21 protein-coding genes are annotated in these 26,751 nt (G+C 67.9%); 18 read left to right on the forward strand and 3 right to left on the reverse strand.

Annotation, left to right across the window (positions count from 1 at the left end):
• Nucleotide 1: 1 nt before the first annotated feature.
• Nucleotides 2-283, reverse strand: coding sequence for an LPS translocon maturation chaperone LptM (gene lptM, locus X946_RS16930; protein ID WP_038749673.1), 282 nt, complete (start codon nt 281-283; stop codon nt 2-4).
• Nucleotides 284-319: 36 nt separating this feature from the next.
• On the opposite strand from lptM, the gene cyaY reads away from it, so the two are divergent.
• The gene (cyaY, locus tag X946_RS16935) at nt 320-646 is read left to right on the forward strand and encodes an iron donor protein CyaY (RefSeq protein ID WP_038749675.1); all 327 of its coding nucleotides are present in this window, start codon (nt 320-322) and stop codon (nt 644-646) included.
• A 118-nt stretch (nt 647-764) separates the two neighbouring features.
• Here cyaY and X946_RS16940 read toward each other — a convergent pair whose 3' ends face one another.
• A complete protein-coding gene (locus tag X946_RS16940) occupies nt 765-3,158 on the reverse strand; it encodes a penicillin-binding protein 1A (protein ID WP_081989679.1) in 2,394 nt (797 codons plus the stop codon).
• A gap of 238 nt (nt 3,159-3,396) precedes the next feature.
• Between X946_RS16940 and pilM the strand changes: the two genes are divergently transcribed.
• The 12 genes from pilM to ugpQ all read left to right on the forward strand — a co-directional run bounded on the left by pilM (nt 3,397) and on the right by ugpQ (nt 15,797).
• Nucleotides 3,397-4,344 carry a pilus assembly protein PilM gene (pilM, locus tag X946_RS16945; RefSeq protein WP_038749679.1) on the forward strand — a complete coding sequence of 316 codons (948 nt, stop codon included), beginning with the start codon at nt 3,397-3,399 and terminating at the stop codon, nt 4,342-4,344.
• Complete coding sequence (locus tag X946_RS16950; protein WP_038749680.1) at nt 4,341-5,021, forward strand: hypothetical protein; 681 nt, start codon at nt 4,341-4,343, stop codon at nt 5,019-5,021. The genes pilM and X946_RS16950 overlap by 4 nt, the downstream gene beginning before the upstream one ends.
• A 62-nt stretch (nt 5,022-5,083) precedes the next feature.
• A complete protein-coding gene (locus tag X946_RS16955) occupies nt 5,084-5,896 on the forward strand; it encodes a hypothetical protein (RefSeq protein WP_038749720.1) in 813 nt (270 codons plus the stop codon).
• Nucleotides 5,893-7,608: a type IV pilus secretin PilQ gene (locus X946_RS16960; protein WP_059577374.1), complete on the forward strand. Its 1,716-nt coding sequence runs from the start codon at nt 5,893-5,895 to the stop codon at nt 7,606-7,608. Before X946_RS16955 ends, X946_RS16960 begins: the two co-directional genes overlap by 4 nt.
• Nucleotides 7,609-7,688: 80 nt before the next feature.
• Entirely contained in the window at nt 7,689-8,243 is a 555-nt protein-coding gene (locus X946_RS16965) for a shikimate kinase (protein ID WP_060821402.1), read from the forward strand.
• The gene (aroB, locus tag X946_RS16970) at nt 8,240-9,319 is read left to right on the forward strand and encodes a 3-dehydroquinate synthase (RefSeq protein ID WP_038749685.1); all 1,080 of its coding nucleotides are present in this window, start codon (nt 8,240-8,242) and stop codon (nt 9,317-9,319) included. Before X946_RS16965 ends, aroB begins: the two co-directional genes overlap by 4 nt.
• A 47-nt stretch (nt 9,320-9,366) precedes the next feature.
• Entirely contained in the window at nt 9,367-10,596 is a 1,230-nt protein-coding gene (locus X946_RS16975) for a deoxyguanosinetriphosphate triphosphohydrolase (protein ID WP_038749689.1), read from the forward strand.
• Between the two features lie 84 nt (nt 10,597-10,680).
• On the forward strand, nt 10,681-12,006 hold the full coding sequence (ugpB, locus tag X946_RS16980; RefSeq protein WP_038749692.1) for a sn-glycerol-3-phosphate ABC transporter substrate-binding protein UgpB: 1,326 nt from the start codon (nt 10,681-10,683) through the stop codon (nt 12,004-12,006).
• A gap of 130 nt (nt 12,007-12,136) precedes the next feature.
• The gene (ugpA, locus tag X946_RS16985; RefSeq protein ID WP_038749694.1) at nt 12,137-13,021 is read left to right on the forward strand and encodes a sn-glycerol-3-phosphate ABC transporter permease UgpA; all 885 of its coding nucleotides are present in this window, start codon (nt 12,137-12,139) and stop codon (nt 13,019-13,021) included.
• Entirely contained in the window at nt 13,018-13,863 is an 846-nt protein-coding gene (gene ugpE, locus X946_RS16990) for a sn-glycerol-3-phosphate ABC transporter permease UgpE (RefSeq protein WP_038749697.1), read from the forward strand. The genes ugpA and ugpE overlap by 4 nt, the downstream gene beginning before the upstream one ends.
• A 25-nt stretch (nt 13,864-13,888) precedes the next feature.
• On the forward strand, nt 13,889-14,974 hold the full coding sequence (locus tag X946_RS16995) for a sn-glycerol-3-phosphate import ATP-binding protein UgpC (RefSeq protein ID WP_038749700.1): 1,086 nt from the start codon (nt 13,889-13,891) through the stop codon (nt 14,972-14,974).
• A gap of 61 nt (nt 14,975-15,035) precedes the next feature.
• Nucleotides 15,036-15,797, forward strand: a complete 762-nt coding sequence (ugpQ, locus tag X946_RS17000) for a glycerophosphodiester phosphodiesterase (RefSeq protein ID WP_038749702.1) — start codon at nt 15,036-15,038, stop codon at nt 15,795-15,797.
• Between the two features lie 145 nt (nt 15,798-15,942).
• Here ugpQ and X946_RS17005 read toward each other — a convergent pair whose 3' ends face one another.
• Nucleotides 15,943-16,674 (reverse strand): OmpW/AlkL family protein, encoded by a 732-nt coding sequence (locus X946_RS17005; protein WP_038749704.1) that lies wholly within the window; start codon nt 16,672-16,674, stop codon nt 15,943-15,945.
• Between the two features lie 191 nt (nt 16,675-16,865).
• Between X946_RS17005 and X946_RS17010 the strand changes: the two genes are divergently transcribed.
• The 5 genes from X946_RS17010 (at nt 16,866) to thpR (ending at nt 26,492) form a co-directional block, all read left to right on the forward strand.
• A complete protein-coding gene (locus X946_RS17010) occupies nt 16,866-17,579 on the forward strand; it encodes a transposase (protein WP_004196743.1) in 714 nt (237 codons plus the stop codon).
• 291 nt (nt 17,580-17,870) lie between these two features.
• Entirely contained in the window at nt 17,871-22,574 is a 4,704-nt protein-coding gene (locus X946_RS17015; protein WP_038749707.1) for a glutamate synthase-related protein, read from the forward strand.
• A 93-nt stretch (nt 22,575-22,667) separates the two neighbouring features.
• Nucleotides 22,668-24,134, forward strand: a complete 1,467-nt coding sequence (locus X946_RS17020; RefSeq protein WP_038749710.1) for a glutamate synthase subunit beta — start codon at nt 22,668-22,670, stop codon at nt 24,132-24,134.
• A gap of 280 nt (nt 24,135-24,414) precedes the next feature.
• Nucleotides 24,415-25,935 carry an alanine/glycine:cation symporter family protein gene (locus X946_RS17025; protein WP_038749713.1) on the forward strand — a complete coding sequence of 507 codons (1,521 nt, stop codon included), beginning with the start codon at nt 24,415-24,417 and terminating at the stop codon, nt 25,933-25,935.
• A complete protein-coding gene (gene thpR, locus X946_RS17030; RefSeq protein WP_038749716.1) occupies nt 25,932-26,492 on the forward strand; it encodes an RNA 2',3'-cyclic phosphodiesterase in 561 nt (186 codons plus the stop codon). Before X946_RS17025 ends, thpR begins: the two co-directional genes overlap by 4 nt.
• Nucleotides 26,493-26,751 lie beyond the last annotated feature (259 nt).

Raw genomic sequence — 26,751 nt, forward strand, 5'->3', positions numbered from 1 at the left:
ATCATTGGACGGAAGAAGCGCTCGGCGCGGGGGCCGCCTTCGGTGCGCGCTGCGTCGACAGGCCGGGCGACAGCGTGAGCGGCGCATCGGCGGCGCCGGATGCGCCGTTCTCGCGCGCCGAAGCCGTTTCCGCATCGGGCGTCACGTCCGACGGCGGCTGCGTCTGTTCAGTCGGCTTGGGCGGCAGCGGCGGCACGACCGGCATGTAGAGCGGGCCGCGCTGGCCGCAGCCCGCGAGCGCCAAAGCCGCTACAATCGCGCTCATCTGGAAAACGATACGCATGACCGTCCCTAAACAATTGAATCGATAGAGTTTAGCATGTCCGATACCGATTACCTGACCCTGGCCGAGGCCGTGCTGGCGGCCGTCGAGCGGTCGGTCGACGAAGCCAACGAAGGCGACGCCGACATCGATCTCGAGCGCAACGGCAGCGTGCTCACGCTCACGTTCGAGAACGGCTCGAAGATCATCGTGAACCTGCAGCCGCCGATGCAGGAAGTCTGGATCGCCGCGAAGGCGGGCGGTTTCCATTACCGGTTTGTCGACGGCGCGTGGCGCGATACGCGCAGCGGCCAGGAGTTATTCGCGGCGCTGACGGGCTACGCGACCCAGCAGGCCGGGATGCCGGTCACGTTCAGCGCGTGACGCGCGCGTCGGCGGGAGGGCGAAGGCGGCGCATCGAGCGCGAGCGCGGCCGAGCCGAGCCCATTTGGCAAGAAAAAAGCGGCCCGAAGGCCGCTTTTTCCTTTGGGGCGAACGGCGCTCAGTTGCCGCCGCGGAACAGGTTCATGATGTCCTGCTTCTCCTGCTCGTCGACGTGCCCGGGCACGACGCTGGCGGAATCGGGCGGCGCGGCCGGCATGTTCACGCCGACCGTCGAGACGAAGCCGTGGCCCGGCGTGAACTGACTGAAATACAGCTCGCCGCCGAGCGTCGCGACGCCGTCGGGCATCGGCATCTTGTATTCCGGCACGTTCTTCAGCGCGGGGCCCATGTAGTCGATCCACACGGGCAGCGCGAGGCCGCCGCCGGTTTCGCGATCGCCGAGGCTGCGCGGGCTGTCGTAGCCCATCCACGCGATCGCCGCGAGCGTGTGCTGATAGCCGCCGAACCACGCGTCGCGCGAATCGTTCGTCGTGCCTGTCTTGCCCGCGAGATCGGTGCGCTTCAGCACGTTCGAGCGCGCGCCCGTGCCGCGCTGCGCGACGCTCTGCAACAGGCTGTTCATCACGTACGCGTTGCGCGGGTCGATCGCGCGCGGCGCATTCTGCTCGGCGACGAGCGGCTGCGCGCGCGCGACCATGTTGCCGCTCGGATCGGTCACTTCGGCGATCAGATACGGATTGATCCGGAAGCCGCCGTTCGCGAACACCGAGAACGCGCCCGCCATCTGCAACGGCGTGACGAGGCCCGCGCCGAGCGCCATCGGCAGATAGGCCGGGTGGCGATCCGCGTCGAAGCCGAAGTGCGTGATGTATTGCTGCGCGTACTTGGGGCCGATGTGGTTCAGGATGCGGATCGACACCAGGTTGCGCGAGCGCTGCAGCGCGACGCGCATCGACATCGGGCCGTCGAAGCCGCCGCCGTAGTTTTTCGGTTCCCACGGCTGGCCGCCCGTTTCGGCGGCACTGAAGTAGAGCGGGCCGTCGTTGATGATCGTTGCGGGGCCGAGCCCCTTGTCGAGCGACGCCGAATAGATGAACGGCTTGAACGACGAGCCCGGCTGCCGCCAGGCCTGCGTCACGTGGTTGAACTTGTTCTTGTTGAAGTCGAAGCCGCCGATCAGCGAGCGGATCGCGCCGTCCTGCGGGACGATCGAAATGAACGCGCCTTCGACCTGCGGCAACTGGCCGATCGCCCACGAGCCGTCGTCGTTCTTGAACACGCGCACGATCGCGCCGGGGCGGATTCGCTTGTTCGGCTGCGCGTTCGCGGACAGCGAGCTCGCGGCGAAGCGGAGGTCGTCGCCGCTCACCGTCGCGTCGCTGCCGTTCGAGAACACGACGCGAATCTGTCGAGGGCTCGCTTCGGTGACGACGGCCGCGATCAGCTCGCCGTTGTCCGGATGGTCGACGAGCGCGTCGTCGATCGCCTGCTCGCGGTCGTCCGCGTTCGCGGGCAGCTCGATGAAGCCCTCCGGCCCGCGATAACCGTGACGACGGTCGTACGTCATCAGGCCCTTGCGCAGCGCGCGGTACGCGAGGGTCTGGTCTGCGGAATCGATCGTCGTGACGACGTTCAGCCCGCGCGTGTATGCCTCGTCCTTGTACTGCGCGTACATCATCTGCCGCACCATTTCCGCGACGTATTCCGCGTGCACGCTGTATTCGCGGCTCGCGCTCTTGATGACGAGCGGCTCGGCGATCGCCTCGTCGTACTGCTCGCGTGTGATGAAGTTCAGCTCGAGCATCCGTTGCAGGATGTATTGCTGCCGGACCTTCGCGCGCTTCGGATTCGCAACCGGGTTGTACGCGGACGGCGCCTTCGGCAGGCCCGCGAGCATCGCGGCCTCGGCGAGCGTCACGTCCTTCAGGTCCTTGTTGAAGTACGCGTGCGCGGCGGCCGCGAAGCCGTATGCGCGCTGCCCCAGATAGATCTGATTCATGTAGACCTCGAGAATCTGATCTTTCGTGAGCGCGCGCTCGATCCGGTAGGCGAGCAGCATCTCGTAGATCTTGCGCGTGTACGTCTTCTCGCTCGACAGGAAGAAATTGCGCGCGACCTGCATCGTGATCGTGCTTGCGCCCTGGGTCGCGTGGCCGTTCGTCAGTGCGACGATGCCGGCGCGGATGATGCCTGTCAGGTCTACGCCGCCGTGTTCGTAGAAGCGTGCGTCCTCGATCGCGAGCACCGCTTTCTTGAGCGAATCGGGCACGTCCTGCAGGCGGACGATGTCGCGGCGCTCCTCGCCGAATTCTCCGATGAGCACGTGATCGGCCGTGTAGATGCGCAGCGGCACCTTCGGGCGGTAGTCGGTCAGCGCGTCGAGCGACGGCATGTTCGGCGACGCGACGACGAGCGCGTAGCCGAGCACGAGCCCGGCGCAGACTGCGAGCGCCACGCACACGCCTGCGACGCCGAGCACGAGCGTCAGCCACAGTGGGCGGCGGCGCGGTTCGGGCGGGGGAGGCGGGGACGTAGGATTCGTAGATTGCATAGGCATACCAGAAAAACAGTCCCGCGATTATAGCCGCCCGGTTTTACCGGACTCCGGAAGGGTTCCGGATGGGAACCGGCGCGCCGCGGCCGGGCGGCGTGCCGACGATTCATCGTAGCGCGCTTGCGGCCCGACGGCGCACGCGTTGGCCGTTCGGCAGACTCCCGGCGCGCCGGCCGGCTTCGCAAAATGGCTCCGTAACGTGCCTCGACGGGAGGCGCGCTCATGGAGGACTGGGATGCAACAACGTTCGTGGTGGTCGATCGGCCGGCGCTTCGCGGCGGGGATCGACGTGAACCGGCGCGCGGTGCGGATCGCGGTGTTGAGCCGGCGCGCTCGCGGCGGCACGGTGCGGCTCGAGGCGCTCGACGCGGAGCCGTTGCCGGCCGGCGTGTTCGACGAGTCGGCCGACGCCGATTGGACGGCCGTCGCCGCCGCGATGACCGCGGCGTTCGACCGGGCGCCGCAGGTGCGGCGGGCGGGCGTCGCGCAGCGAACGATCGCGGGCGTGATGGCGCTGCCGGACGGCGCATTCTCGACCGCGACGCTCGCGTGGCCGCGCGAAGAAGCCGGGGCGGCCGTCGAGCCTGCCGTGCGTGCGGCGGCCGAGCGGCTCACCGGGCTCGCGCGCGACGCGCTCGCGGTCGACTGGTGCGTCAACGACGCCGCCGCGACGCGCGAGGTGGCGTTCGCGACCGCGGCGCACGTGCATCTCGACGTGCGGATCGAGGCGGCCGCGTCGGCCGGCATCGAACTCGTCGCGATCGACGGCGAGCCGCTCGCCGCATTGCGGGCGATGCGCCATGTTGCCGCGCGCGAGATCGACGAAGGCGAGCCGTATCTCGGTGTCTGGATCGGTGAGAGCGGTGTGCATGGCTGGCTCGTGTCGGCTGGCGCGGTCACCGCGCAGATTCGCTATCCCGCGCCCGAGCACGCGGATCTCGCGGATGCGCTGCGCGAGCTTGCCCGGGCCGGTGCTCCGCGCTGCGCATTCGTCGCCGGCGATCCGGAATGGCTCGGCGGCGCGCGGATCTCGCTTGCCGACGTCGGCGATCTGCTCGGCTGCATCGTGTTGCCGTTCGAATGCGCGGCCTGCGGGCCGCTCGGCGCGGTCGACGACGGGTTTGCACGCTCGCCGGGTTTCGCCGTGGCGTTCGGGCTTGCGTTGCGCGGGGTGTTCGAATGACGCCGAGCACCGCGAGCGGCGCGGTGCCGCGTGATCCGAGGATGCGGCGCGCGTGGCTGGGCGGCTTCAATCTGCTGCCGTACCGGGCGCGCGATGTCCGCCGGGCGCGGCGGCGCGTGCTCGGCGAATTGACGGCTGCGGCATGCGCGGGGCTCGCGGGCGCCGCGCTTTGGCGCGTCGGCCGCACGTTCGAGCGCGCGCGTTTCGATGCGCAGCGTGCGCTGATGGAGCGTCGGCTCGCCGCTTGGGCGCCGCAACTGAAAGAAGCGGAGCAGGCGGCGCGCTTGCGCGACGCCGAGCGCGAACGCGCGGCGCTGGCTGCCGAGCGGGCCGGGCCGCGCGCGCGCACGGTCGAGCTGTTCGATGCGCTTCGGCAACTGCGTTACGACGGCGTGCGGCTGCGCTCGATCCGCTGCGACGGGCGCGGTGCGTTGCTCGAAGCGAGCGCGCTCGATCCCGCATCGGCCGAACGATGGCTGACGGAGCTCGACGCAGCACGGCGCGGCTGGACGATGGAGGTCGCGGGGCTGCAGGCAGTGAGAACTGCGTGGGGGCGCGATGCGGACGGTGGCCGGTCGCTCTCTTTCTCGGTGCGAATTCGCTGGCCCGGCGTGACGCATGGCCGTGTCGCGAGCGTTGCGGCACGTCTACGGGCGGCGGCACGGGAGGGCGCGTGAGCATGTCGGCTGAACGATCGGCGGCGTGGCTCGCCTGGCGGCGATTGGCCGATTCGCACGTGCTGTCGGGTTTCGCGTGGCGCGCTTCGGCGGGCGCGGCGCTCGCCTGCGGCGTGTTGGCGTGGGGTGTTTACGTCGGCCGAGACGCGGACTGGGGCGGCGTGGAACGAAGCCGGACGGCGCTTGAAGCGGTCGCGTCGCGTGAAGCCCGCGCGCGGCGGCTCCTGGCCGAGCCGTCCGCGCGACCTGCGTCGCCGGCGCGCGCCGGCCGCCTGCCGGGCGAACGGCAGACGCCTGCGGATTTCGCGTTGCGGCTCGCCGGCCATGCGGACGCGAGCGGGCTGCGGGTGCGCAAGCTCGAACGGCTCGAAGGCGCGCGCGCGGGCGAGGGCGAGGGGCGTGACGACAGCGGCGTCTACGCATTTGCGATCAGCGCGGAAGGCGACTTCGGCGCGCTGTGCCGCTTTCTGTCGGGGCTCGCTGCGCTGCCCGCGCTCGCGGTGCCGGTCGCGTCGAGCGTCAAGCGCGACGGCGGCGCCACGATGCTGGACGCAACGCTCGACGTGTGGCCGGCATTGCCGGGCGGTGGCGACGAGCGGCCTGCCGATGCGCGCGAGGCGCCGCTCGCTGATCCTTTTGCCGCGATGCCGATGCTGGCGGCCGAAGACGCAGCCGACGCCGCGCGGCTCGTCGGCGTGATGCGCGATCGGCGCAGCGGGCTTGCGCTATTCGAGCGCGGCGATGCCGCGTGGTCCGTCGCGCCAGGGCAGTTGATCGGCGGCGGGCGTCTCGCCCGGCTTCGCGCCGACGGCGTCACGCTTGCGACGCACGGCGGCGGGCGTCGCGAGATGACGGTAGGCGGAGCGACGGGATGATGCGCGGATTCGCTCTACTTTTGGTGGGGTGTGCGATCGGAGCGGCGGATGCGGCCGCCGCGTCGTTGCCGCCTCTGCCCGCAGGCGGGCCTGTCGGGTGGTCGGCGAGCATGCCGGGTGGTGCTGCCGGCCGTGCGCCGTTGCCGGAGGTTGCCGTGTCGACATGGCGAAACGACTTCGCGAGCACGTCCGCGGCGGCATCGCTGCCGGACATGGGCGGCGAGGGCGAGCCAACGGGCGAATTCGCCGACGATGCGCCGCGGGCCGGCACGTCCGCAGCCGGAGCGGAGGCGCCGGCTGATTCGGCCGCGGCCGGCGTCGCATCGGCAAGCGGACGGGCGCCGGGTTCTGCACGAGCGGCGGACGCCGCGCTGGAAGGGCCGCCCATCCCGCTCTCGCCCGAGCAGCGAATGAGCGACGAGCGCCGTTCGCCGTCGCCGCCGCCGCCGCCGCCGAGCGCCGATGCCGCGACGGTTCCTCACGATGTCGCTGCCGAATCAGACGACGATCGCCCGATTTCCCTCAATCTGCAACAGGCGAGCCTCGCCGCGGTCTTCGACGCGTTCGCGCGATTCACGGGCCTCAATATAGTCGTCAGCGAGCGCGTGCGCGGAACAGTGTCGTTGCGTTTGAACGATGTGCGCTGGCGCAGCGCGTTCGACGCGCTCCTGGATGCGCACGGTCTCGCGATGGCGCGGCGCGGCAGCGTGATATGGATTGCGCCTGTCGCGGAGCTCGCCGAGCGTGAGCGCCTGCGTTTCGATGCGCACGCGCGCGCCGCGGAGCTGGAGCCGCTTTCGAGCCGCAGCTTCGTGCTCCGTTATGCGCGAGCGGCCGATGTGCAGCGCCTGCTTGCCGGCTCGGCCGGGCAGCGGATTTTGTCGAAGCGCGGCTCGGTGCTGGCCGATCCTCGGACGAATCTGCTGTTCGTCACCGATATGTCCGGGCGTCTCGCGCAAATCGCCGATCTGATCGGCCAGCTCGATACGCCGTCGCGACAGGTGTTGATCGAAGCGCGGATCGTCGAGGGCGACCGCGGGTTCTCGCGCAATCTCGGCGCGCGCCTCGCGCTGCGTGCGCCCGACGCGGGCGACCGCGCGACGGGTGTCGTCGCCGGCCGAGGCGGCACGTTGGCCGACCTCACGGCAAGGCCGATCGGCGGATTCGACGCCGCCACTGCCGGCCTCACGCTGTTCGCCGCGCGCGCGAGCCGCCTGCTCGATGTCGAGCTGAGCGCGCTCGAGTCGCAGGGGCGGGGACAGATCGTGTCGAGCCCGCGCGTCGTGACGGCGGACCGGACCAAGGCCGTCGTCGAGCAGGGCGCCGAGCTGCCGTACCAGGCGAAGGTCGGCAACGGCGTGTCGGGCGTTCAGTTCCGGCGTGCGACGCTCAAGCTCGAAGTCGAGCCGCAGATCACGCCCGACGGGCGTGTGATTCTCGATCTTGACGTGGCGAAGGACAGCATCGGCGAGGAGACCGCATCCGGCCCCGCGATTCATACGAAGCACGTGCAGACGCGTGTCGAGGTCGAAAACGGCGGAACCGTGTCGATCGGGGGGATTTTCGAGAGCGACGACCGCGACGATGTGACTCGGGTGCCGCTCTTGGGCAAAATACCGGTGTTGGGCGCGCTTTTCAGGCACCGAGCACAGCGCGCGCAGCGCAGCGAACTCGTCGTCTACATTACGCCGACCGTCGTGATCGGGCCCTGAACCCCATGGGAGCCAGGCTCGACAAGGCAGGCGCTTTGCCAGTAAGCTGCGCGACACACTCATTGAAGCAGAGGACGCCGTTGCAAGCGCGGGACCCACACGTGAACGTAATTTTCGTCGGGCTCATGGGGGCGGGTAAAACCACCGTGGGCCGGGCGGTCGCGCGCCGGCTCGACAGGCCATTCTTTGATTCGGATCACGAGATCGAGGCGCGCACGGGTGCGCGCATACCGGTCATCTTCGAGCTCGAAGGCGAGACGGGCTTTCGCGAGCGCGAGGCGCAGATGATCGCCGAGCTCACGCAGCGCGAGAACATTGTGCTCGCGACGGGCGGTGGCGCGATCCTGCGTGCCGAGAACCGCAAGCTGCTTCGCGAGCGCGGCCTCGTCGTCTATCTGCGCGCGAATCCGCACGACCTCTGGCTGCGCACGCGCAAGGACAAGAACCGCCCGCTGTTGCAAACCGACGATCCGAAAGCCAAGCTCGAAGCGCTGTACGAGGCGCGCGATCCGCTCTATCGCGAATGCGCGCACTTCGTCATCGAAACCGGCCGTCCATCCGTCAACGGGCTCGTCAACATGGTGCTGATGCAGCTCGAGATGGCGGGCATCGTCGCCAAGCCAATACAAGCATGATTACCGTCAACGTCGACCTGGGCGAGCGCGCCTATCCGATTCACATCGGCGCCGATCTGATCGGCCGCACCGAACTCTTCGCGCCGCATATCGCCGGCGCGTCGGTCACGATCGTCACGAACGCGACCGTCGATCCGCTCTATGGCGACAAGTTGCGCGCGGCGCTCGCGCCGCTCGGCAAGCGCGTGTCGACCGTCGTGCTGCCCGACGGCGAGGCGTACAAGAACTGGGAAACCCTCAATCTGATCTTCGACGGCCTGCTCGAGCAGCACGCGGACCGCAAGACGACGCTGATCGCGTTGGGCGGCGGCGTGATCGGCGACATGACGGGCTTCGCGGCCGCGTGTTACATGCGTGGCGTGCCGTTCATCCAGGTGCCGACGACGCTCCTGTCGCAGGTCGATTCGTCGGTCGGCGGCAAGACGGGCATCAATCACCCGCTCGGCAAGAACATGATCGGCGCGTTCTATCAGCCGCAGGCGGTGATCGCCGACATCGGCGCGCTGTCGACGCTGCCCGATCGCGAGCTCGCGGCGGGCGTGGCCGAGATCATCAAGACAGGCGCGATCGCCGACGCGGAATTCTTCGATTGGATCGAAGCGAACGTCGATGCGCTCAATCGGCGCGATCCGGATGCGCTCGCGCACGCGGTCAAGCGCTCGTGCGAGATCAAGGCGAGCGTCGTCGCCGCGGACGAGCGCGAGGGCGGCTTGCGCGCGATCCTCAATTTCGGCCACACGTTCGGGCACGCGATCGAGGCGGGGCTCGGCTACGGCGAGTGGCTGCACGGCGAGGCGGTCGGCTGCGGGATGGTGATGGCGGCCGATCTGTCGGTGCGCACCGGCCATCTCGACGAAGCGTCGCGCGCGCGGCTGCGCAAGGTCGTCGAGGCCGCGCACCTGCCCACGCGCGCGCCCGATCTCGGCGACGCGCGCTACGTCGAGCTGATGCGCGTCGACAAGAAGGCGGAGGCGGGCGCGATCAAGTTCATCCTGCTCTCGCGCTTTGGCGAGACGATCATTACCCAGGCGTCGGACGACGCCGTATTCGCGACACTGGCGGCCGCTACCCAGTAACGCGAAGCGGGCCGATCCGGCGCATTTGACGTGGAGGACACGACACGGTGAGCGAAATACCCGGCGGCATCCCGCGCGACACCCGCGACGCGCCGCCCTCGCAAGCGGGCGGCGAGCAGGCGATTCCCGTCGCCGCGCCGACCACCGCCGCGCTCGAAGCGCATCTCGCGCCGTATGCGGCGCACGCGTCGCAGTCGCGCGGCCGGCGCCATCCCGAACCGCCGCCCGCCGCGCGCACCGAGTTCCAGCGCGATCGCGACCGCATCGTGCACTCCACCGCGTTCAGGCGCCTCGAATACAAGACGCAAGTGTTCGTGAACCACGAAGGCGACTTGTTCCGCACGCGTCTCACGCATAGTCTCGAAGTCGCGCAGATCGCTCGTTCCGTCGCGCGCAACCTGCGCCTGAATGAAGACCTCGTCGAAGCGATCTCGCTCGCGCACGATCTCGGCCACACGCCGTTCGGCCATGCGGGGCAGGACGCGCTCAACGCGTGCATGCGCGACTACGGCGGCTTCGAGCACAACTTGCAGAGCCTTGCCGTCGTCGACGAGCTCGAAGAGCATTACGGCGCGTTCAACGGCCTGAATCTGTGCTTCGAGACGCGCGAAGGGATTCTCAAGCATTGCTCGCGCGAGAACGCGCGCAGGCTCGGCGAACTCGGCGAGCGATTTCTGCAGGGCCGGCAGCCGTCGCTCGAGGCGCAACTCGCGAACATCGCGGACGAAATCGCTTACAACAATCACGACGTCGACGACGGCCTGCGCTCGGGCCTCATCACGATCGAGCAGCTCGCCGAAGTCGAGCTGTGGCAGGGCCATTACGAAGCCGCGCTCGCCGAGTATCCGCATCTCGAAGGCCGCCGTCTCGTGCACGAGACGGTGCGCCGGATCATCAACACGCTGATCGTCGATCTGATCGACGCGACCACGCGCAATCTCGCGCGGCACGCGCCGTCGTCGCTCGACGACGTGCGCGCGGCGCCGCCCCTCGTCGCGCACGGCGAGCGGATCGCCGCGCAGGCGGCGGCGCTCAAGCGCTTCCTGTTCAAGAACCTGTACCGCCACTATCGCGTGATGCGGATGGCGAGCAAGGCGCAGCGGGTCGTCACCGGCCTCTTCAACGCGTTCACGAGCGACCCGCGCCTGCTGCCGCCCGATTACCAAGCGGCCGACGCCGCGCAGCAACCGCGCCTCGTCGCGCATTACATCGCCGGCATGACCGATCGTTTCGCCCTGAAAGAGTATCAACGCTTGTTTGTCATAGACGAAAACTAGACTGTCCGGCTTGCCGGGTCCGGCGCGGGCGCAGCGGTGGTGCGGCGCGCGTTGTCCGGACTGAGGAGAAAAGGAGAGAGGTCCATGAAATACAAGACGCTGGTTCGTTCGCTCGCGTGCGGGGGCGTGCTTTGGTTCGGCGCGCAGCAGGCGGCGTGCGCCGCCACCGAAATCCAGTTCTGGCATGCGATGGAGGCGGCGCTCGGCGAGCGCGTGAACGAGATCGCCTCGCAGTTCAACGCGTCGCAAAGCGATTACAAGATCGTGCCGGTCTTCAAGGGAACCTACGACCAGGCGCTCGCGGCTGGCATCGCCGCGTACCGCAGCGGCAACGCGCCGGCGATCCTGCAGGTGTACGAAGTGGGCACGGCGACGATGATGCAGGCGAAGAAGGCGGTGCTGCCCGTGTCCGACGTGTTCCGTCAGGCGGGCGTGCCGCTCGACGAGAAGGCGTTCGTGCCGACGATCGCGAGCTACTACAGCGACGCGAAGACGGGGCGCCTCGTGTCGATGCCGTTCAACAGCTCGACGCCCGTGCTGTACTACAACAAGGACGCATTCAAGAAGGCGGGCCTCGATCCGAACCAGCCGCCGAAGACGTGGGCCGACGTGAAGGCCGACGCGGAAAAGCTGAAGAAGGCGGGCTACGCGTGCGGCTACACGACGGGCTGGCAAGGCTGGATTCAGCTCGAGAATTACAGCGCGTGGCACGGCCTGCCGTTCGCGACGCGCAACAACGGCTTCGACGGCGCCGACGCGACGCTCGATTTCAACAAGCCGCAGCAGATCGCGCACATCCAGTTCCTGCAGGACATGGCGAAGGACGGCACGTTCACGTACGTCGGCCGCAAGGACGAGGCGACCGCGAAGTTCTACAGCGGCGACTGCGCGATCATGACGACCTCGTCCGGCGCGCTGGCGACAGTCCACAAGTACGCGAAGTTCGACTTCGGCACCGGGATGATGCCGTACGACGCGAACGTGAAGGGCGCGCCGCAGAACGCGATCATCGGCGGCGCGAGCCTGTGGGTGCTCGCGGGCAAGGACCCGGGCACGTACAAGGGCGTCGCGAAGTTCCTCGCGTATCTGAGCTCGCCCGCCGTCGCCGCGAAGTGGCACGAGGACACGGGCTATCTGCCCGTGACCACGGCCGCGTACGATCTCGCGCGCGAGCAGGGCTTCTACGCGAAGCATCCGGGCGCGGACACGGCCATCAAGCAGATGATGAACAAGCCGCCGCTGCCGTACACGAAGGGGTTGCGGCTCGGCAACATGCCGCAGATCCGCACGATCGTGGACGAGGAGCTCGAACAGGTGTGGGCGCAGAAGAAGACGCCGAAGGCGGCGCTCGATTCGGCCGCCGCGCGCGGCGACGAGTTGCTGCGCCGCTTCGAGAAGTCGGGCGGTTGAGCCTGCGCCGCCGGCGTGCGTCGTCGCCGGCGCGGCCCTTTCGCGCGTGCGGTTTCGCGAGCGAACCGGTTGCGCCGGCGGCCGCGCCCGGCGGCATTCGTCTGACTTCCGTCCGTTCGGAATCCTGCTGATGACACCCCATTCCCGTTTCGGCGCGAGCGCGCTGCCGTACCTGCTCGTCGCGCCGCAGCTCGCGATCACCGCGATCTTTTTCCTCTGGCCGGCGGGCGTCGCGCTCTGGCAGTCGACGCAGATGCAGGACGCGTTCGGCACGTCGAGCGAGTTCGTCGGCTTCGCCAATTTCGCGCACCTGTTCGCCGATCCGCTCTATGTCGAATCGTTCAAGACGACGCTCGTGTTCAGCGCGAGCGTGACCGTCTGCGGGCTCGTCGTGTCGCTCTTGCTCGCCGCGTGCGCCGATCGCGTGATCCGCGGCGCTCGCGCGTACCGCACGCTCCTCATCTGGCCGTACGCGGTCGCGCCGACGATCGCCGCCGTGCTGTGGGCGTTCCTGTTCAACCCGAGCATCGGCGTGATCACGTATGTGCTCGCGCGCGCCGGCATCGTCTGGAATCACGCGCTGAACGGCGGCGAGGCGATGCTGCTCGTCGTGATCGCGTCGGTGTGGAAGCAGGTCAGCTACAACTTCCTGTTCTTCTATGCGGGGCTGCAGGCGATTCCGCGCTCGCTGATCGAGGCGGCCGCGATCGACGGCGCGGGCCCCGTGCGGCGCTTCTTCCACATCGCGCTGCCGCTGCTGTCGCCGACGAGTTTCTTCCTGCTCGTCGTCAATCTCGTCTATGCGTTCTTCGACACGTTCCCGGTGATCGACGCCGCGACCGCGGGCGGCCCGGGCCAGAGCACGAAGACGCTGATCTACAAGATCTACGCGGAAGGCTTCCAGGGGCTCGACATCGGTAGCTCGGGCGCGCAATCGGTGGTGCTGATGGCGATCGTCGTCGCGCTGACGGTGGTCCAGTTCCGCTTCGTCGAACGCAGGGTGCAATACGCATGATCGAAAATCGCAAGGGCTTCGACCTGTTCTGCCATGCGGTGCTGATCGCCGGAATCGTCGTGATCGTGTTTCCGGTATACGTCGGCTTTTGCGCGGCGACGATGAACGCGCGCGAGGTGTTCACGGTGCCGCTCTCGCTCGTGCCGAGCACGCATCTTGTCGAGAACGTCACGTCGATCTGGCAGCGCGGCAGCGGCGGCATGACGACGCCGTTCGGCACGCTGCTCGTCAACAGCATCGTGATGGCGCTCGTGATCGCGGCGGGCAAGATCGCGGTGTCGATCCTGTCCGCGTACGCGATCGTCTATTTCCGCTTTCCGCTGCGCAACGCCGCGTTCTGGCTGATCTTCGTCACGCTGATGCTGCCCGTCGAGGTGCGGATCTTCCCGACCGTGCAGGTGGTGTCGACGCTGCATCTGACGAACAGCTACGCGGGCCTCACGTTGCCCCTCATCGCGTCGGCGACGGCGACCTTCCTGTTCCGGCAGTTCTTCATGACGCTGCCCGACGAGCTCGTCGACGCCGCGCGCATCGACGGCGCGGGGCCGCTGCGCTTCTTCTGGGACGTCGTGCTGCCGCTGTCGAAGACGAGCATCGCCGCGCTGTTCGTGATCACCTTCATCTACGGCTGGAACCAGTATCTGTGGCCGATCCTGATCACGACCGACGCGTCGCTCACGACGGCCGTCGTCGGCATCAAGTCGATGATCGCGAGCGGCGACGCCGCGACCGAATGGCATCTCGTGATGGCGGCGACGCTCGTCGCGATGCTGCCGCCCCTCGTCGTCGTGCTCGCGATGCAGCGCTGGTTCGTGCGCGGTCTCGTCGATTCGGAAAAATGAAACGCAATCTGGAGGATGTCGGAGCATGGCCGCGCTGAGCTTGAAGGGCGTCAGGAAAAGTTACGACGGCGCGCAATACGTGCTGCACGGGATCGACGTCGACATCGCCGACGGCGAGTTCGTCGTGCTCGTCGGGCCGTCGGGTTGCGGGAAATCGACGCTGTTGCGGATGATCGCCGGCCTCGAGACGGTGACGGAGGGCGAGATCGCGATCGGCGGGCGCGTCGTCAACGCGCTCGAGCCGAAGGATCGCGACATCGCGATGGTGTTTCAGAACTACGCGCTGTATCCGCACATGACGGTCGCGCAGAACATGGGCTACGGGCTCAAGATTCGCGGCGTCGAGCGCGCGCTGATCGACGCGCGCGTGCAGGCGGCCGCGCAGATCCTCGAGCTCGGGCCGCTGCTTGCGCGGCGGCCGCGCGAGCTGTCGGGCGGGCAGCGGCAGCGGGTCGCGATGGGGCGGGCGATCGTTCGCGAGCCGGCGGTGTTCCTGTTCGACGAGCCGCTGTCGAACCTCGACGCGAAGCTGCGCGTGCAGATGCGCCTCGAGATCCAGCGGCTGCACGCGCGGCTCGCGACGACGAGCGTCTACGTGACGCACGACCAGATCGAGGCGATGACGCTCGCGCAGCGCGTGATCGTGATGAATCGCGGCTACGCGGAGCAGATCGGCGCGCCCGTCGACGTGTACGAGAAGCCGGCGACGACGTTCGTCGCGAGCTTCATCGGCTCGCCCGCGATGAACCTGCTGCACGGGCGGCTGTCGGAAGACGGCGCGACGTTCGAGGTTGCGGACGGCGGCCCCCGGCTGCCGGTAGCGGGCGCCGCGGGCGTGGGCGGCGAGGTCGCGCCGGGGCGCGAATGGATACTCGGCGTGCGGCCCGAGCACATGACGCCGCAGCCGGGCGCCGCGCCCGCGACGCTCGCGGTCGATTCGTGCGAGCTGCTCGGCGCGGACAATCTCGCGCACGGCCGCTGGGGCGCGCGCGACGTCGCGGTGCGGCTGCCGCACGCGCTGCGTCCGGCGCGCGGCGAGACGCTGCCCGTCGCGTTGCCTGCGCAGCATCTGCATTTCTTCGATCCGGAGACGGGCAAGCGCGCCGGCTGATTCGATCGGCCGAGTTCACAATCCACCGGTCCACCGGTCCACCGCTTCCGACGAGACTGCGATGACGATCCTGCAAGCCTGGCCTTATCCGCGCGTGGTCGCGCACCGCGGCGGCGGCGCGCTGGCTCCCGAGAACACGCTCGCCGCGCTCGACACGGGCGCGCGCTACGGACACTCGATGGTCGAATTCGACGCGAAGTTGTCGGCGGACGGCGTCGCGTTCCTGCTGCACGACGACACGGTCGAGCGCACGTCGAACGGCGCCGGGGCCGCGTGCGAGCTGCGCTACGCGGCACTTGAGGCGCTCGACGCGGGCGCGTGGTTCGACGCGCGTTTTTCCGGCGAGCGGATGCCGACGCTCGCGCAGGCGGCAGCACGGTGCGCCGCGCTCGGCCTCATGGCGAACGTCGAGATCAAGCCGTGCCCGGCGCGCGACGAAGAGACGGGCCGCGTCGTCGCGGTGGAGGCGGCCGCGCTGTGGCGCGACGCCGCCGTGCCGCCGCTGCTGTCGTCGTTTTCGGCGCAGGCGCTCGGCGCGGCGCGCGCGGCCGCGCCGGAGCTGCCGCGCGGGATGCTGTATGAGGAGATCCCGGCCGATTGGCTGGAGCAGACGCATCGGCTCGGCTGCGTCTCGCTGCACGCGCATCACGCGCAATTCAACGAGGCGCTCGTGCGCGACGTGAAAGCGGCGGGGTTGCGCATTCTCGCGTACACGGTGAACGATCCCGTGCGGGCGCGCGAACTTGCGGATTGGGGCGTGGATCTCGTCTGCACGGACCGGATCGACCTGATTGGCCCGGGCCTCGCCGGCTGGGAAGGATGAAACCGACGGTTTGCGCGCAACGCGCGAACGAAACCGCTCCGGCGGGGCCCCGCCGGAGCAAGAGGTGATGGCCGCCTCGTAACCTCAAGAAAATTCCGCTACAAATTGCAGCGGAATTAACCATTCCCCAAATATTCGACTACGCTTAGAAACGGTAGCCGATGTTCAGGTAGGTCACGATCGGATTCAGCGTGATCTTCGCTTGCGAGGTCTGCGTGAGCGTGCCGATCGGCGTCGGGCGCTGCGTCGTCAGCGTGGCCGTCAGGCTGACGGGGATGTACGACACCGACAGCCCGCCGAACCAGTGATCGGTGAAGTTGTAAGTGAAGCCTGCATTGAAAACGGGCGCCCACTGATTGCTGGTCTGCACGCTGGTCGGGCCGCCGAGCGCGCCGCGCTCGAATGCGCTGTTGGTGATCTTCGCGCCGGTGAACCAGATGTACGACGCGCCGATGCCGACGTAAGGCCGGAACTTCGCCTTCGCGTCGTTGAAGTAGTACTTGAGGAGGAGCGCCGGGCTCCATTGGTAAGCATGGCCGAGCACGCCGAACTGTTCGAGCGAGCCTTTGCCGTTCAGATTGAACCTTGGCGGGATCCCGGCGACCAATTCAGTGGCGATGTGATCCGTCACGAAGTAGCCGGCGGCGAAGCCGATGGTGTCCGCATTGTCGATGCCCGCGCCCGTGTTGGGCACCTCGTGATTGACCGGCGTGCCGCCGACGTTCATGACCTTGAGCGGATCGCTGCTGTCTTGAGGCGCGAGATGGAACCAGCCGGTCGTGACGTAGAAGCTACCTGCGGATTGCGCGTGCGCCGTGCTCGCGGCTGCCGCGAAAGCGAGCGCGACGGCCCCCGTAATGGCCATTTTTTGTTTCATCCTTTGTCTCCTCCGATAAAAGGCGTGCTCATTATGACGACGGTGTTTCAAACAGGACAGAGTTGTAAGCTAGAGCGTTTTCCCTAGAATTCGCACGACCGTACGTATTCCCGCACCGCGGCGGGCTTTGGCGCGGACGCACTTATACGAGCCTTCGGGTATTTCCTAACGCGATCAAATGGACATTCAGCATGGCACGGCTAGCACGACTTTACGTACCTGATCAGCCGCAGCACGTGATTCTACGCGGCCTTGATCAGCAACCGGCGTTCGTCGACGACCAGGATTACGAATTATTCATCGATTGCCTGAAGGCGGCGGCGCGCGATCATCATCTGGCGGTGCACGCATACGTGCTGCTGCCGCGCCAGGTCCAGCTCCTCGTGACGCCGAGCGACGAGGCGAGCCTGCCGAAGGCGATGCAGGCCGTCGGCCGTCGCTACGTCGCGCATTTCAACCGGCGCTATTCGCGGCGCGGCACGTTGTGGGAAGGGCGCTATCGCGCGACCGTCATCGAGGGCGAGCGCTACTTCCTGCTCGCGAGCCGCGTCGTCGAGATGAGCCCGGTGCGCGCGCAGCTCGTGACGAGCGCGGACGCGTACCGCTGGTCGAGCTATCGGCATCACGTCGGCCTTACCGTCGACAGCCTGATCACCGACCACCCACTCTACTGGGCGCTCGGCAACACGCCGTTCGAGCGGCAGCGCGCGTACAAGGAGCTGTGCGAGCAGCCGCTCGACGAGCGTCAGGCCGATCAGCTCCAGCAGGCGACGTTGAAGGGCTGGGTGCTCGGCGGCGAAACCTACCGCGAATGGGCGGCGCGCACCGCGAACCGGCGCGTGTCGCCGCTGCCGCGCGGACGGCCCCGCAAGGTGCGCGAGAACACGCCGCCCATCCAGCAGTGAGCGCGCGGGCGGCGCGGCGCGAGGCGGCATCCGTGGATGCCGCTCATTTTTGCCCCATTTTGATGCAGCCCCAATAAAATGATGTGATCGTGCACCAAGTTTGTAATTGGGGATCGAACATCGGGATTTAGTTGCTATTCCTTTGATTCGTCGCGTATATTCCGAATTCCGGCAATCGCAGCCCCACCCATTCCTGCACCGGCCGGCCGCGTCGCGATCCACACGAAGGGGGACGACGGGCAACAAGTACATGGTTCAACGGCCGCGAGGCCCCTTTCCGACGGTGTCCCCATGATCGACCATCAGCAGTCGAAGAGCGCGCTTCCCGCCGCGCAAGGTCTGTACGACCCGCAAAACGAGCACGACGCCTGCGGCGTCGGCTTCGTCGCTCACATCAAGGGCAAGAAAAGCCACGAAATCATCGAGCAGGGTCTGAAGATCCTCGAGAATCTCGATCACCGCGGCGCGGTCGGCGCCGATCCGCTGATGGGCGACGGCGCGGGCATCCTGATCCAGATCCCGGACGCGTTCTACCGCGAGGAAATGGCGAAGCAGGACGTGACGCTGCCGCCCGCCGGCGAATATGGGGTTGGGATGATCTTCCTGCCGAAGGAGAGCGCGTCGCGGATCGCGTGCGAGCAGGAGCTCGAGCGCACCGTGAAGGCGGAGGGCCAGGTCGTGCTCGGCTGGCGCGACGTGCCGGTCGACCATGCGATGCCGATCTCGCCCGCGGTGAAGGCGAGCGAGCCCGTGATCCGCCAGATCTTCATCGGCCGCGGCAAGGACGTGATGGTGACGGACGCGCTCGAGCGCAAGCTCTACGTGATCCGCAAGACCGCAAGCCACCGGATTCAGGCGCTCAAGCTGAAGCACGGCAAGGAATACTTCGTGCCGTCGATGTCGGCGCGCACGGTCGTCTACAAGGGGCTGCTGCTCGCGGGCCAGGTCGGTGTCTACTATCGCGATCTGCAGGACGAGCGCGTCGTGTCGGCGCTCGCGCTCGTGCACCAGCGCTTCTCGACGAACACCTTCCCGGCGTGGGAGCTCGCGCACCCGTACCGGATGATCGCGCACAACGGCGAGATCAACACGGTGAAGGGCAACGTCAACTGGCTGAACGCGCGCACCGGCGCGATCGCGTCGCACGTGCTCGGCGACGATCTGCCGAAGCTCTGGCCGCTCATCTATCCCGGCCAGTCCGATACGGCCTCGTTCGACAACTGCCTCGAGCTGCTCGTGATGGCGGGCTATCCGCTCGTGCACGCGGTGATGATGATGATTCCGGAGGCGTGGGAGCAGCACACGCTGATGGACGACAACCGCCGCGCGTTCTACGAATACCACGCCGCGATGATGGAGCCGTGGGACGGCCCCGCCGCGATCGCGTTCACCGACGGCCGCCAGATCGGCGCGACGCTCGACCGCAACGGCCTGCGCCCGGCGCGCTACATCATCACCGACGACGATCTCGTGATCATGGCGTCGGAAGCGGGCGTGCTGCCGATCCCCGAATCGAGGATCGTCAAGAAGTGGCGCCTGCAGCCGGGCAAGATGTTCCTGATCGACATGGAGCACGGCCGGATCATCGACGACAAGGAACTGAAGGACAACCTCGCGAACGCGAAGCCGTACAAGAGCTGGATCGACGCGGTGCGCATCAAGCTCGACGAGATCGAGCCGCAGGACGAGGACGTGGCCGCCGCGCGCCGCTCGTCGGCCGTGCTGCTCGACCGCCAGCAGGCGTTCGGCTACACGCAGGAGGACCTGAAGTTCCTGATGGCGCCGATGGCGCAGCAGGGCGAGGAAGCGGTCGGCTCGATGGGCAACGATTCGCCGTTGGCCGTCATGTCGAACAAGAACAAGACGCTCTACCACTACTTCAAGCAGCTGTTCGCGCAGGTCACGAACCCGCCGATCGATCCGATCCGCGAGAACATGGTGATGTCGCTCGTGTCGTTCATCGGCCCGAAGCCGAACCTGCTCGACACGAACAACATCAACCCGCCGATGCGCCTCGAAGTGTCGCAGCCCGTGCTCGACTTCAAGGACATCGCGAAGATCCGCTTGATCGATCGTTACACGGGCGGCAAGTTCAGCGCGTACGAGCTGAACATCTGCTATCCGGTCGCGTGGGGCAAGGAAGGCATCGAGGCGCGCCTCGCGTCGCTGTGCGCGGAAGCCGTCGACGCGGTGAAGTCGGGCTACAACATCCTGATCGTGTCCGATCGCAAGACGGATGCGGAGAACGTCGCGATTCCGGCGCTTCTCGCGACGTCGGCGATCCACACGCACCTCGTGCAGCAGGGCCTGCGCACGAGCACGGGCCTCGTCGTCGAGACGGGTTCCGCGCGCGAGACGCACCACTTCGCGCTGCTCGCCGGATACGGCGCGGAGGCCGTGCATCCGTACCTCGCGATGGAAACGCTCGCGAAGATGGCGCAAGGCCTGCCGGGCGACCTGTCGCCGGAGAAGGCGGTCTACAACTTCACGAAGGCGGTCGGCAAGGGCCTGCAGAAGGTGATGTCGAAGATGGGCATCTCCACGTACATGTCGTACACCGGCGCGCAGATCTTCGAGGCGCTCGGCCTGTCGACCGAGCTCGTCGACAAGTACTTCAGGGGCACGGCGTCGAAGGTGGGCGGCATCGGCCTGTTCGACGTGGCCGACGAAGCGATCCGCCTGCACCGCGACGCGTTCGGCGACAACCCGGTTCTCGCCGACATGCTCGACGCGGGCGGCGAATATGCGTTCCGCGTGCGCGGCGAGGATCACATGTGGACGCCCGATTCGATCGCGAAGCTGCAGCACGCGACGCGCGGCAACTCGTACCAGACGTACAAGGAATACGCACACCTGATCAACGATCAGACGAAGCGCCACATGACGCTGCGCGGCCTGTTCGAGTTCAAGGTCGATCCGATGAAGGCGATTCCGATCGACGAGGTCGAGCCGGCCAAGGAGATCGTCAAGCGCTTCGCGACGGGCGCGATGTCGCTCGGCTCGATCAGCACGGAAGCGCACACGACGCTCGCGATCGCGATGAACCGGATCGGCGGCAAGTCGAACACCGGCGAAGGCGGCGAGGACGAGAACCGCTATCGCAACGAGCTGCGCGGCATTCCGATCAAGGTCGGCGACACGCTGAAATCGGTGATCGGCGACGAAATCGTCCGCGACATTCCGCTGAAGGAAGGCGATTCGCTGCGCTCGAAGATCAAGCAGGTCGCGTCGGGCCGCTTCGGCGTGACGGCCGAGTATCTCGCGTCGGCGGACCAGATCCAGATCAAGATGGCGCAGGGCGCGAAGCCGGGCGAGGGCGGCCAGCTGCCGGGCCACAAGGTGTCCGAATACATCGGCAAGCTGCGCTATTCGGTGCCGGGCGTCGGCCTCATCTCGCCGCCGCCGCACCACGACATCTATTCGATCGAGGATCTCGCGCAACTGATCCACGACCTGAAGAACGTCAATCCGGTCGCGAGCATCTCGGTGAAGCTCGTGTCGGAAGTGGGCGTCGGCACGGTCGCGACGGGCGTCGCGAAGGCGAAGGCCGATCACGTCGTGATCGCGGGCCACGACGGCGGCACGGGCGCTTCGCCGCTGTCGTCGGTCAAGCACGCGGGCACGCCGTGGGAGCTCGGCCTCGCCGAGACGCAGCAGACGCTCGTGCTGAACCGCCTGCGCGGGCGCATCCGCGTGCAGGCCGACGGCCAGATGAAGACGGGCCGCGACATCGTGATCGGCGCGCTGCTCGGCGCGGACGAATTCGGCTTCGCGACGGCGCCGCTCGTCGTCGAAGGCTGCATCATGATGCGCAAGTGCCATCTGAACACGTGCCCGGTCGGCGTCGCGACGCAAGACCCGGTGCTGCGCGCGAAGTTCTCGGGCCAGCCCGAGCACGTCGTCAACTACTTCTTCTTCGTCGCCGAGGAAGCGCGCGAGATCATGGCGCAGCTCGGCATCGCGAAGTTCGACGATCTCGTCGGCCGCGCCGATCTGCTCGACATGCGCCGCGGCGTCGAGCACTGGAAGGCGAAGGGCCTCGACTTCTCGCGCGTGTTCTACCAGCCGGAAGGCTGCGAAGGCATCGCGCGCCGCCACCTCGAATCGCAGGACCACGGCCTCGAGCGCGCGCTCGATCACACGCTGATCGAGAAGGCGAAGGCCGCGATCGACAAGGGCGAGCACGTGTCGTTCATCCAGCCGGTGCGCAACGTGAACCGCACGGTCGGCGCGATGCTGTCCGGCGCGATCGCGAAGAAGCACGGCCACGACGGCCTCGCCGACGACGCGGTCCACATCCAGCTGAAGGGCACGGCGGGCCAGAGCTTCGGCGCGTTCCTCGCGAAGGGCGTGACGCTCGACCTCGTCGGCGACGGCAACGACTACGTCGGCAAGGGGCTGTCGGGCGGCCGGATCATCATCCGTCCGACCAACGACTTCCGCGGCAAGTCCGAGGAAAACATCATCTGCGGCAACACGGTGATGTACGGCGCGCTCGAGGGCGAGGCGTTCTTCCGCGGCGTCGCGGGCGAGCGCTTCTGCGTGCGCAACTCGGGGGCGACGGCCGTCGTCGAGGGCACGGGCGACCACGGCTGCGAATACATGACGGGCGGCACGGTCGTCGTGCTCGGCGAGACGGGCCGCAACTTCGCGGCCGGCATGTCGGGCGGCGTCGCGTACGTGTACGACCCGGACGGCACGTTCGCCGCGAAGTGCAACAAGTCGATGGTCGCGCTCGATCCGGTGCTGCAGCAGGCCGAGCAGGAGCGCACGATCGATCCCGCGCTCTGGCATGCGGGCGCGACGGACGAAGCGCTGCTCAAGGGGCTCGTCGAGCGCCACTTTCAGTTCACCGGCTCGCCGCGCGCGAAGTCGCTGCTCGAAAACTGGGATGCGGCGCGCCGCCAGTTCGTGAAGGTGTTCCCGCACGAATACAAGCGCGCGCTCGGCGAAATCGGCGCGAAAAAGAAAGCGGGCGAGGTGCTCGCCGCCTGACGCAAAGCAGCTCGACGACATAGCGAACGCGCCCGTCCGATGGGCGGGCGCGGGTCCCCCTTACTCGATTCAACAGATTCAGAAGAGAACCTCATGGGCAAGATCACCGGTTTTCTGGAGTACGAGCGCCGTCACGAGGCGTACGAAGCGCCGCTCACGCGCGTGAAGCACTACAAGGAATTCGTCGCGGCGCTGACCGACGAGGACGCGAAGATCCAGGGCGCGCGCTGCATGGACTGCGGCATCCCGTTTTGCAACAACGGCTGCCCCGTCAACAACGTCATTCCGGACTTCAACGATCTCGTGTACCGCCAGGACTGGCGGCAGGCGATCGACGTGCTGCACTCGACCAACAACTTCCCCGAGTTCACGGGCCGCATCTGCCCGGCGCCGTGCGAAGCGGCGTGCACGCTCGGGATCAACGACGACGCCGTCGGCATCAAGTCGATCGAGCACGCGATCATCGACAAGGCGTGGGCGCAAGGCTGGGTCGAGCCGCAGCCGGCCGCGCACAAGACGGGCAAGAAGGTCGCGGTCGTCGGCTCCGGCCCCGCGGGCCTCGCCGCCGCGCAGCAGCTCGCGCGCGCGGGCCACGACGTGACGGTGTTCGAGAAGAACGACCGGATCGGCGGCCTGTTGCGCTACGGGATTCCCGACTTCAAGCTCGAGAAGTGGCTGATCGACCGCCGGATGCGCCAGATGGAAGCGGAAGGCGTGACGTTCCGCACGAGCGTGTTCATCGGCCGCGATCCGCTGCCCGAGTCGATCGGCAACATGGCGAAGGAGACGATTTCGCCGCAGACGCTGAAGGACGAATTCGACGCGGTCGTGATCGCGGGCGGCTCGGAGACGCCGCGCGATCTGCCGGTGCCGGGCCGCGAGCTCGCCGGCATTCATTACGCGATGGAGTTCCTGCCGCAGCAGAACCGCGTGAACGCGGGCGACAAGGTGGCCGATCAACTGCTCGCGAAGGGCAAGCATGTCGTCGTGATCGGCGGCGGCGACACGGGCTCGGACTGCGTCGGCACGTCCAACCGCCACGGCGCGAAGCAGGTCACGCAGTTCGAGTTGCTGCCGCAGCCGCCCGAAGCGGAGGACAAGCCGCTCGTGTGGCCGTACTGGCCGATCAAGCTGCGCACGTCGTCGTCGCACGAGGAAGGCTGCGAGCGCGACTGGGCGGTCGCGACGAAGCGCTTCGAAGGCAGGAACGGCAAGGTCGAGAAGCTGATCGCGGTGCGCGTCGCGTGGGTCGACGGCAAGATGCAGGAGGTGCCGAATTCCGAGTTCGAGATCAAGGCCGATCTCGTGCTGCTCGCGATGGGCTTCACGCAGCCGGTTGCGCCCGTGCTCGAGGCGTTCGGCGTTGCGAAGGACGCACGCGGCAACGCGCGCGCGGGCACCGAAGGCGACCGCGCGTACTACACGTCGGTCGACAAGGTGTTCGCCGCGGGCGACATGCGCCGCGGCCAGTCGCTCGTCGTCTGGGCGATCCGCGAAGGCCGCCAGTGCGCGCGCTCGGTCGACGCGTACCTGATGGGCAGCTCGGAACTGCCGCGCTGAACGCGCCGGCGTTCGCCGCAGCGCCGCTTCGACGAACCGGGCGTCCGCATGGACGCCCGTTTTTTTTGCGCGATCGCTTCGCCGTGCGCGCTTTGCAGGCATCGCGCGGCTCGCGGCGGCGGAGCCGGCGGCGCGCGCCGCACCCGGCGCGCGGCCTTTCATCTTCCTCTACAAAAATTTCATTTTGTAAGAGTCGGCGAAACCTGTCATATCATGTCGGCCCTCGGCCGGCTAAGACCGGAATCAAGACAAAATCCGACCCCAAATCAGGAGATGATGGATGGAAGGCTTCGTGCATGCGTTGATCGACGGCATCAACGGCATTCTCTGGAACTACGTGCTGATTGCGCTGCTGCTGGGCGCGGGCGTGTGGTTCACGCTGCGCTTCAGGATGATCCAACTGCGCGCGTTGTTTCTCAGCATGCGCCTCGTCGGCAGCAAGGGCGAGCCGGGCAGTATCTCGTCGTTCCAGGCGTTCGCGACCGGGCTCGCGAGCCGCGTCGGCACGGGCAACATCGCGGGCGTCGCGGTCGCGATGACGGTAGGCGGCCCGGGCGCGATCTTCTGGATGTGGGTGACGGCGCTCGTCGGGATGTCGTCGGCGTTCGTCGAGGCGACGCTCGCGCAAATCTTCAAGGTGTCGCATCATGACGGCACGTATCGCGGCGGCCCCGCGTACTACATCCAGATCGGGCTGCGCTCGCGCGGCTTCGGCGTGCTGTTCTCGCTGTCGCTGATCCTCGCGTTCGGCTTCGTGTTCAACGCGGTGCAGGCGAATGCGATCGCCGAGGCGTTCAACACGTCGTTCGGCGTGAGCCGCGCCGCGGTCGGGCTCGGGCTCGTCGTGCTGACGGCGCCGATCATCTTCGGCGGCATTCGCCGGATCGCGCATGTCGCGCAGGTGATCGTGCCCGTGATGGCGATCGGCTATCTCGCGCTTGCCGTCTATGCGGTCGCGACGCACGTCGCGCTCGTGCCGGACATGATCGTGCTCATCGTGAAGAGCGCGTTCGGCTTCGAGCAGGCGGCGGGCGGCTTCGCCGGCTACGCGGTGAGCCAGGCGGTGTCGATCGGCGTGAAGCGGGGCCTCTTCTCGAACGAGGCCGGGATGGGCAGCGCGCCGAACGCGGCCGCGACCGCGAGCACGCGGCATCCGGTCACGCAGGGCCTGATTCAGATGCTCGGCGTGTTCGTCGACACGATCGTGATCTGCAGCGCGACCGCGTTCGTGATCCTGTTGTCGGGGCAGTACGAGGCGGGCACGTCGATGGAAGGCGCGGCGCTCACGCAGCGCGCGATCTCGAGCCACGTCGGCGATTGGGGAGGCATCTACATGGCGGTGGCGATCTTCTTCCTCGCGTTTTCTTCGGTGATCGGCAACTACGCGTATGCGGAAGGCAACGTCGAATTCGTCACGAGCCGGCGCGGCGCGCTGCTGGTGTTCCGCCTCGCGGTGCTCGGGATGGTGATGTTCGGCAGCGTCGGCCAACTGCCGCTCGTGTGGGCGATGGCCGATACCAGCATGGGCCTGATGGCGCTCATCAACCTGCTCGCGATCCTCATGCTCGGCAAGTACGCGCTCGCCGCGTGGCGCGATTACCAGCGCCAGCGCGCGGCGGGCGTGACCGATCCGGTGTTCACGCGCAGGACGATTCCCGAGCTCGCGAAGGTGCTCCCGGACGACGTGTGGGGCGAGCACGGGCCGCTGCCGCAGGGCGACAAGCTCGCGGCGGGACGCGGCGCGGGCGCGGGTGCGGCCGGGGCAACGGGGGCCGCGGAGCCGTTCGGCTCCGCACGGTGAAGATGGCGGGCGACCGGCTGCGCTGCTTCGTCGCGCTGACGCTCGATCCGGCGTCGCGCGACGCGCTCGCGGCGTTCCCTGTCGCCGCCGGCGCGCGGCGCACGCCGCGCGATCAGCTGCACGTGACGATCGCGTTCCTCGGCGCGATCGAGCGGACGAAGAGCGAGCGGCTCGGCGCGCGCCTCGCCGGGCTCGCGGCCGTCGACGCGGTGCCGCCCGTCGGCGTCGAGCGCGTCGTCTGCTGGCCGAGCACCGCGCATGCGCGGCTCGTCGTCGCGGAGCTCGCGCCGCAGTCCCGGTTGCTCGCGCTCGGCGAGCGCGTGGCCGGCGCGCTCGCCGAGCTCGGCTTGCCGCCCGACAGCCGCGCGTTCAAGCCGCACGTGACGATCGCGCGATTCCCGCGCGACGCGCATCGCGTGGCGCCCGACGGCGCGAACGATGGTGCGAGCCGCATGCCGCTCGCGTTGCGGTTCGAAACGCTCACGCTCTACGAGAGCGTCCTCACGCGCGCGGGCGCCGAGCATCGGGTGCTCGCGGCGGCGGCGCTGCCGGAGTGACGGCGGCGCGTCTACGCAGCTACGCAGGCGGGCTTGCGTAGCTGCGCGGGCTTAGCATGCTGTCCGACGGCGGCTCGGCCATCGTCCTTGCGTCGTTCGACGTCATGCTTCGACTCGGCCGGGGAACAGGTCCTAGCCGAATGCGTTTGCGTTAGGCGCTTGCCAACGCCAACGCCAACGCCAACGCCAACGCCAACGCCAACGCCAACGCCAACGCCAACGCCAACGCCAACGCCAACGCCAACGCCAACGCCAACGC

The organism is Burkholderia sp. ABCPW 111 (assembly GCF_000773065.1).
Taxonomy (GTDB): Bacteria; Pseudomonadota; Gammaproteobacteria; order Burkholderiales; family Burkholderiaceae; genus Burkholderia; species Burkholderia savannae.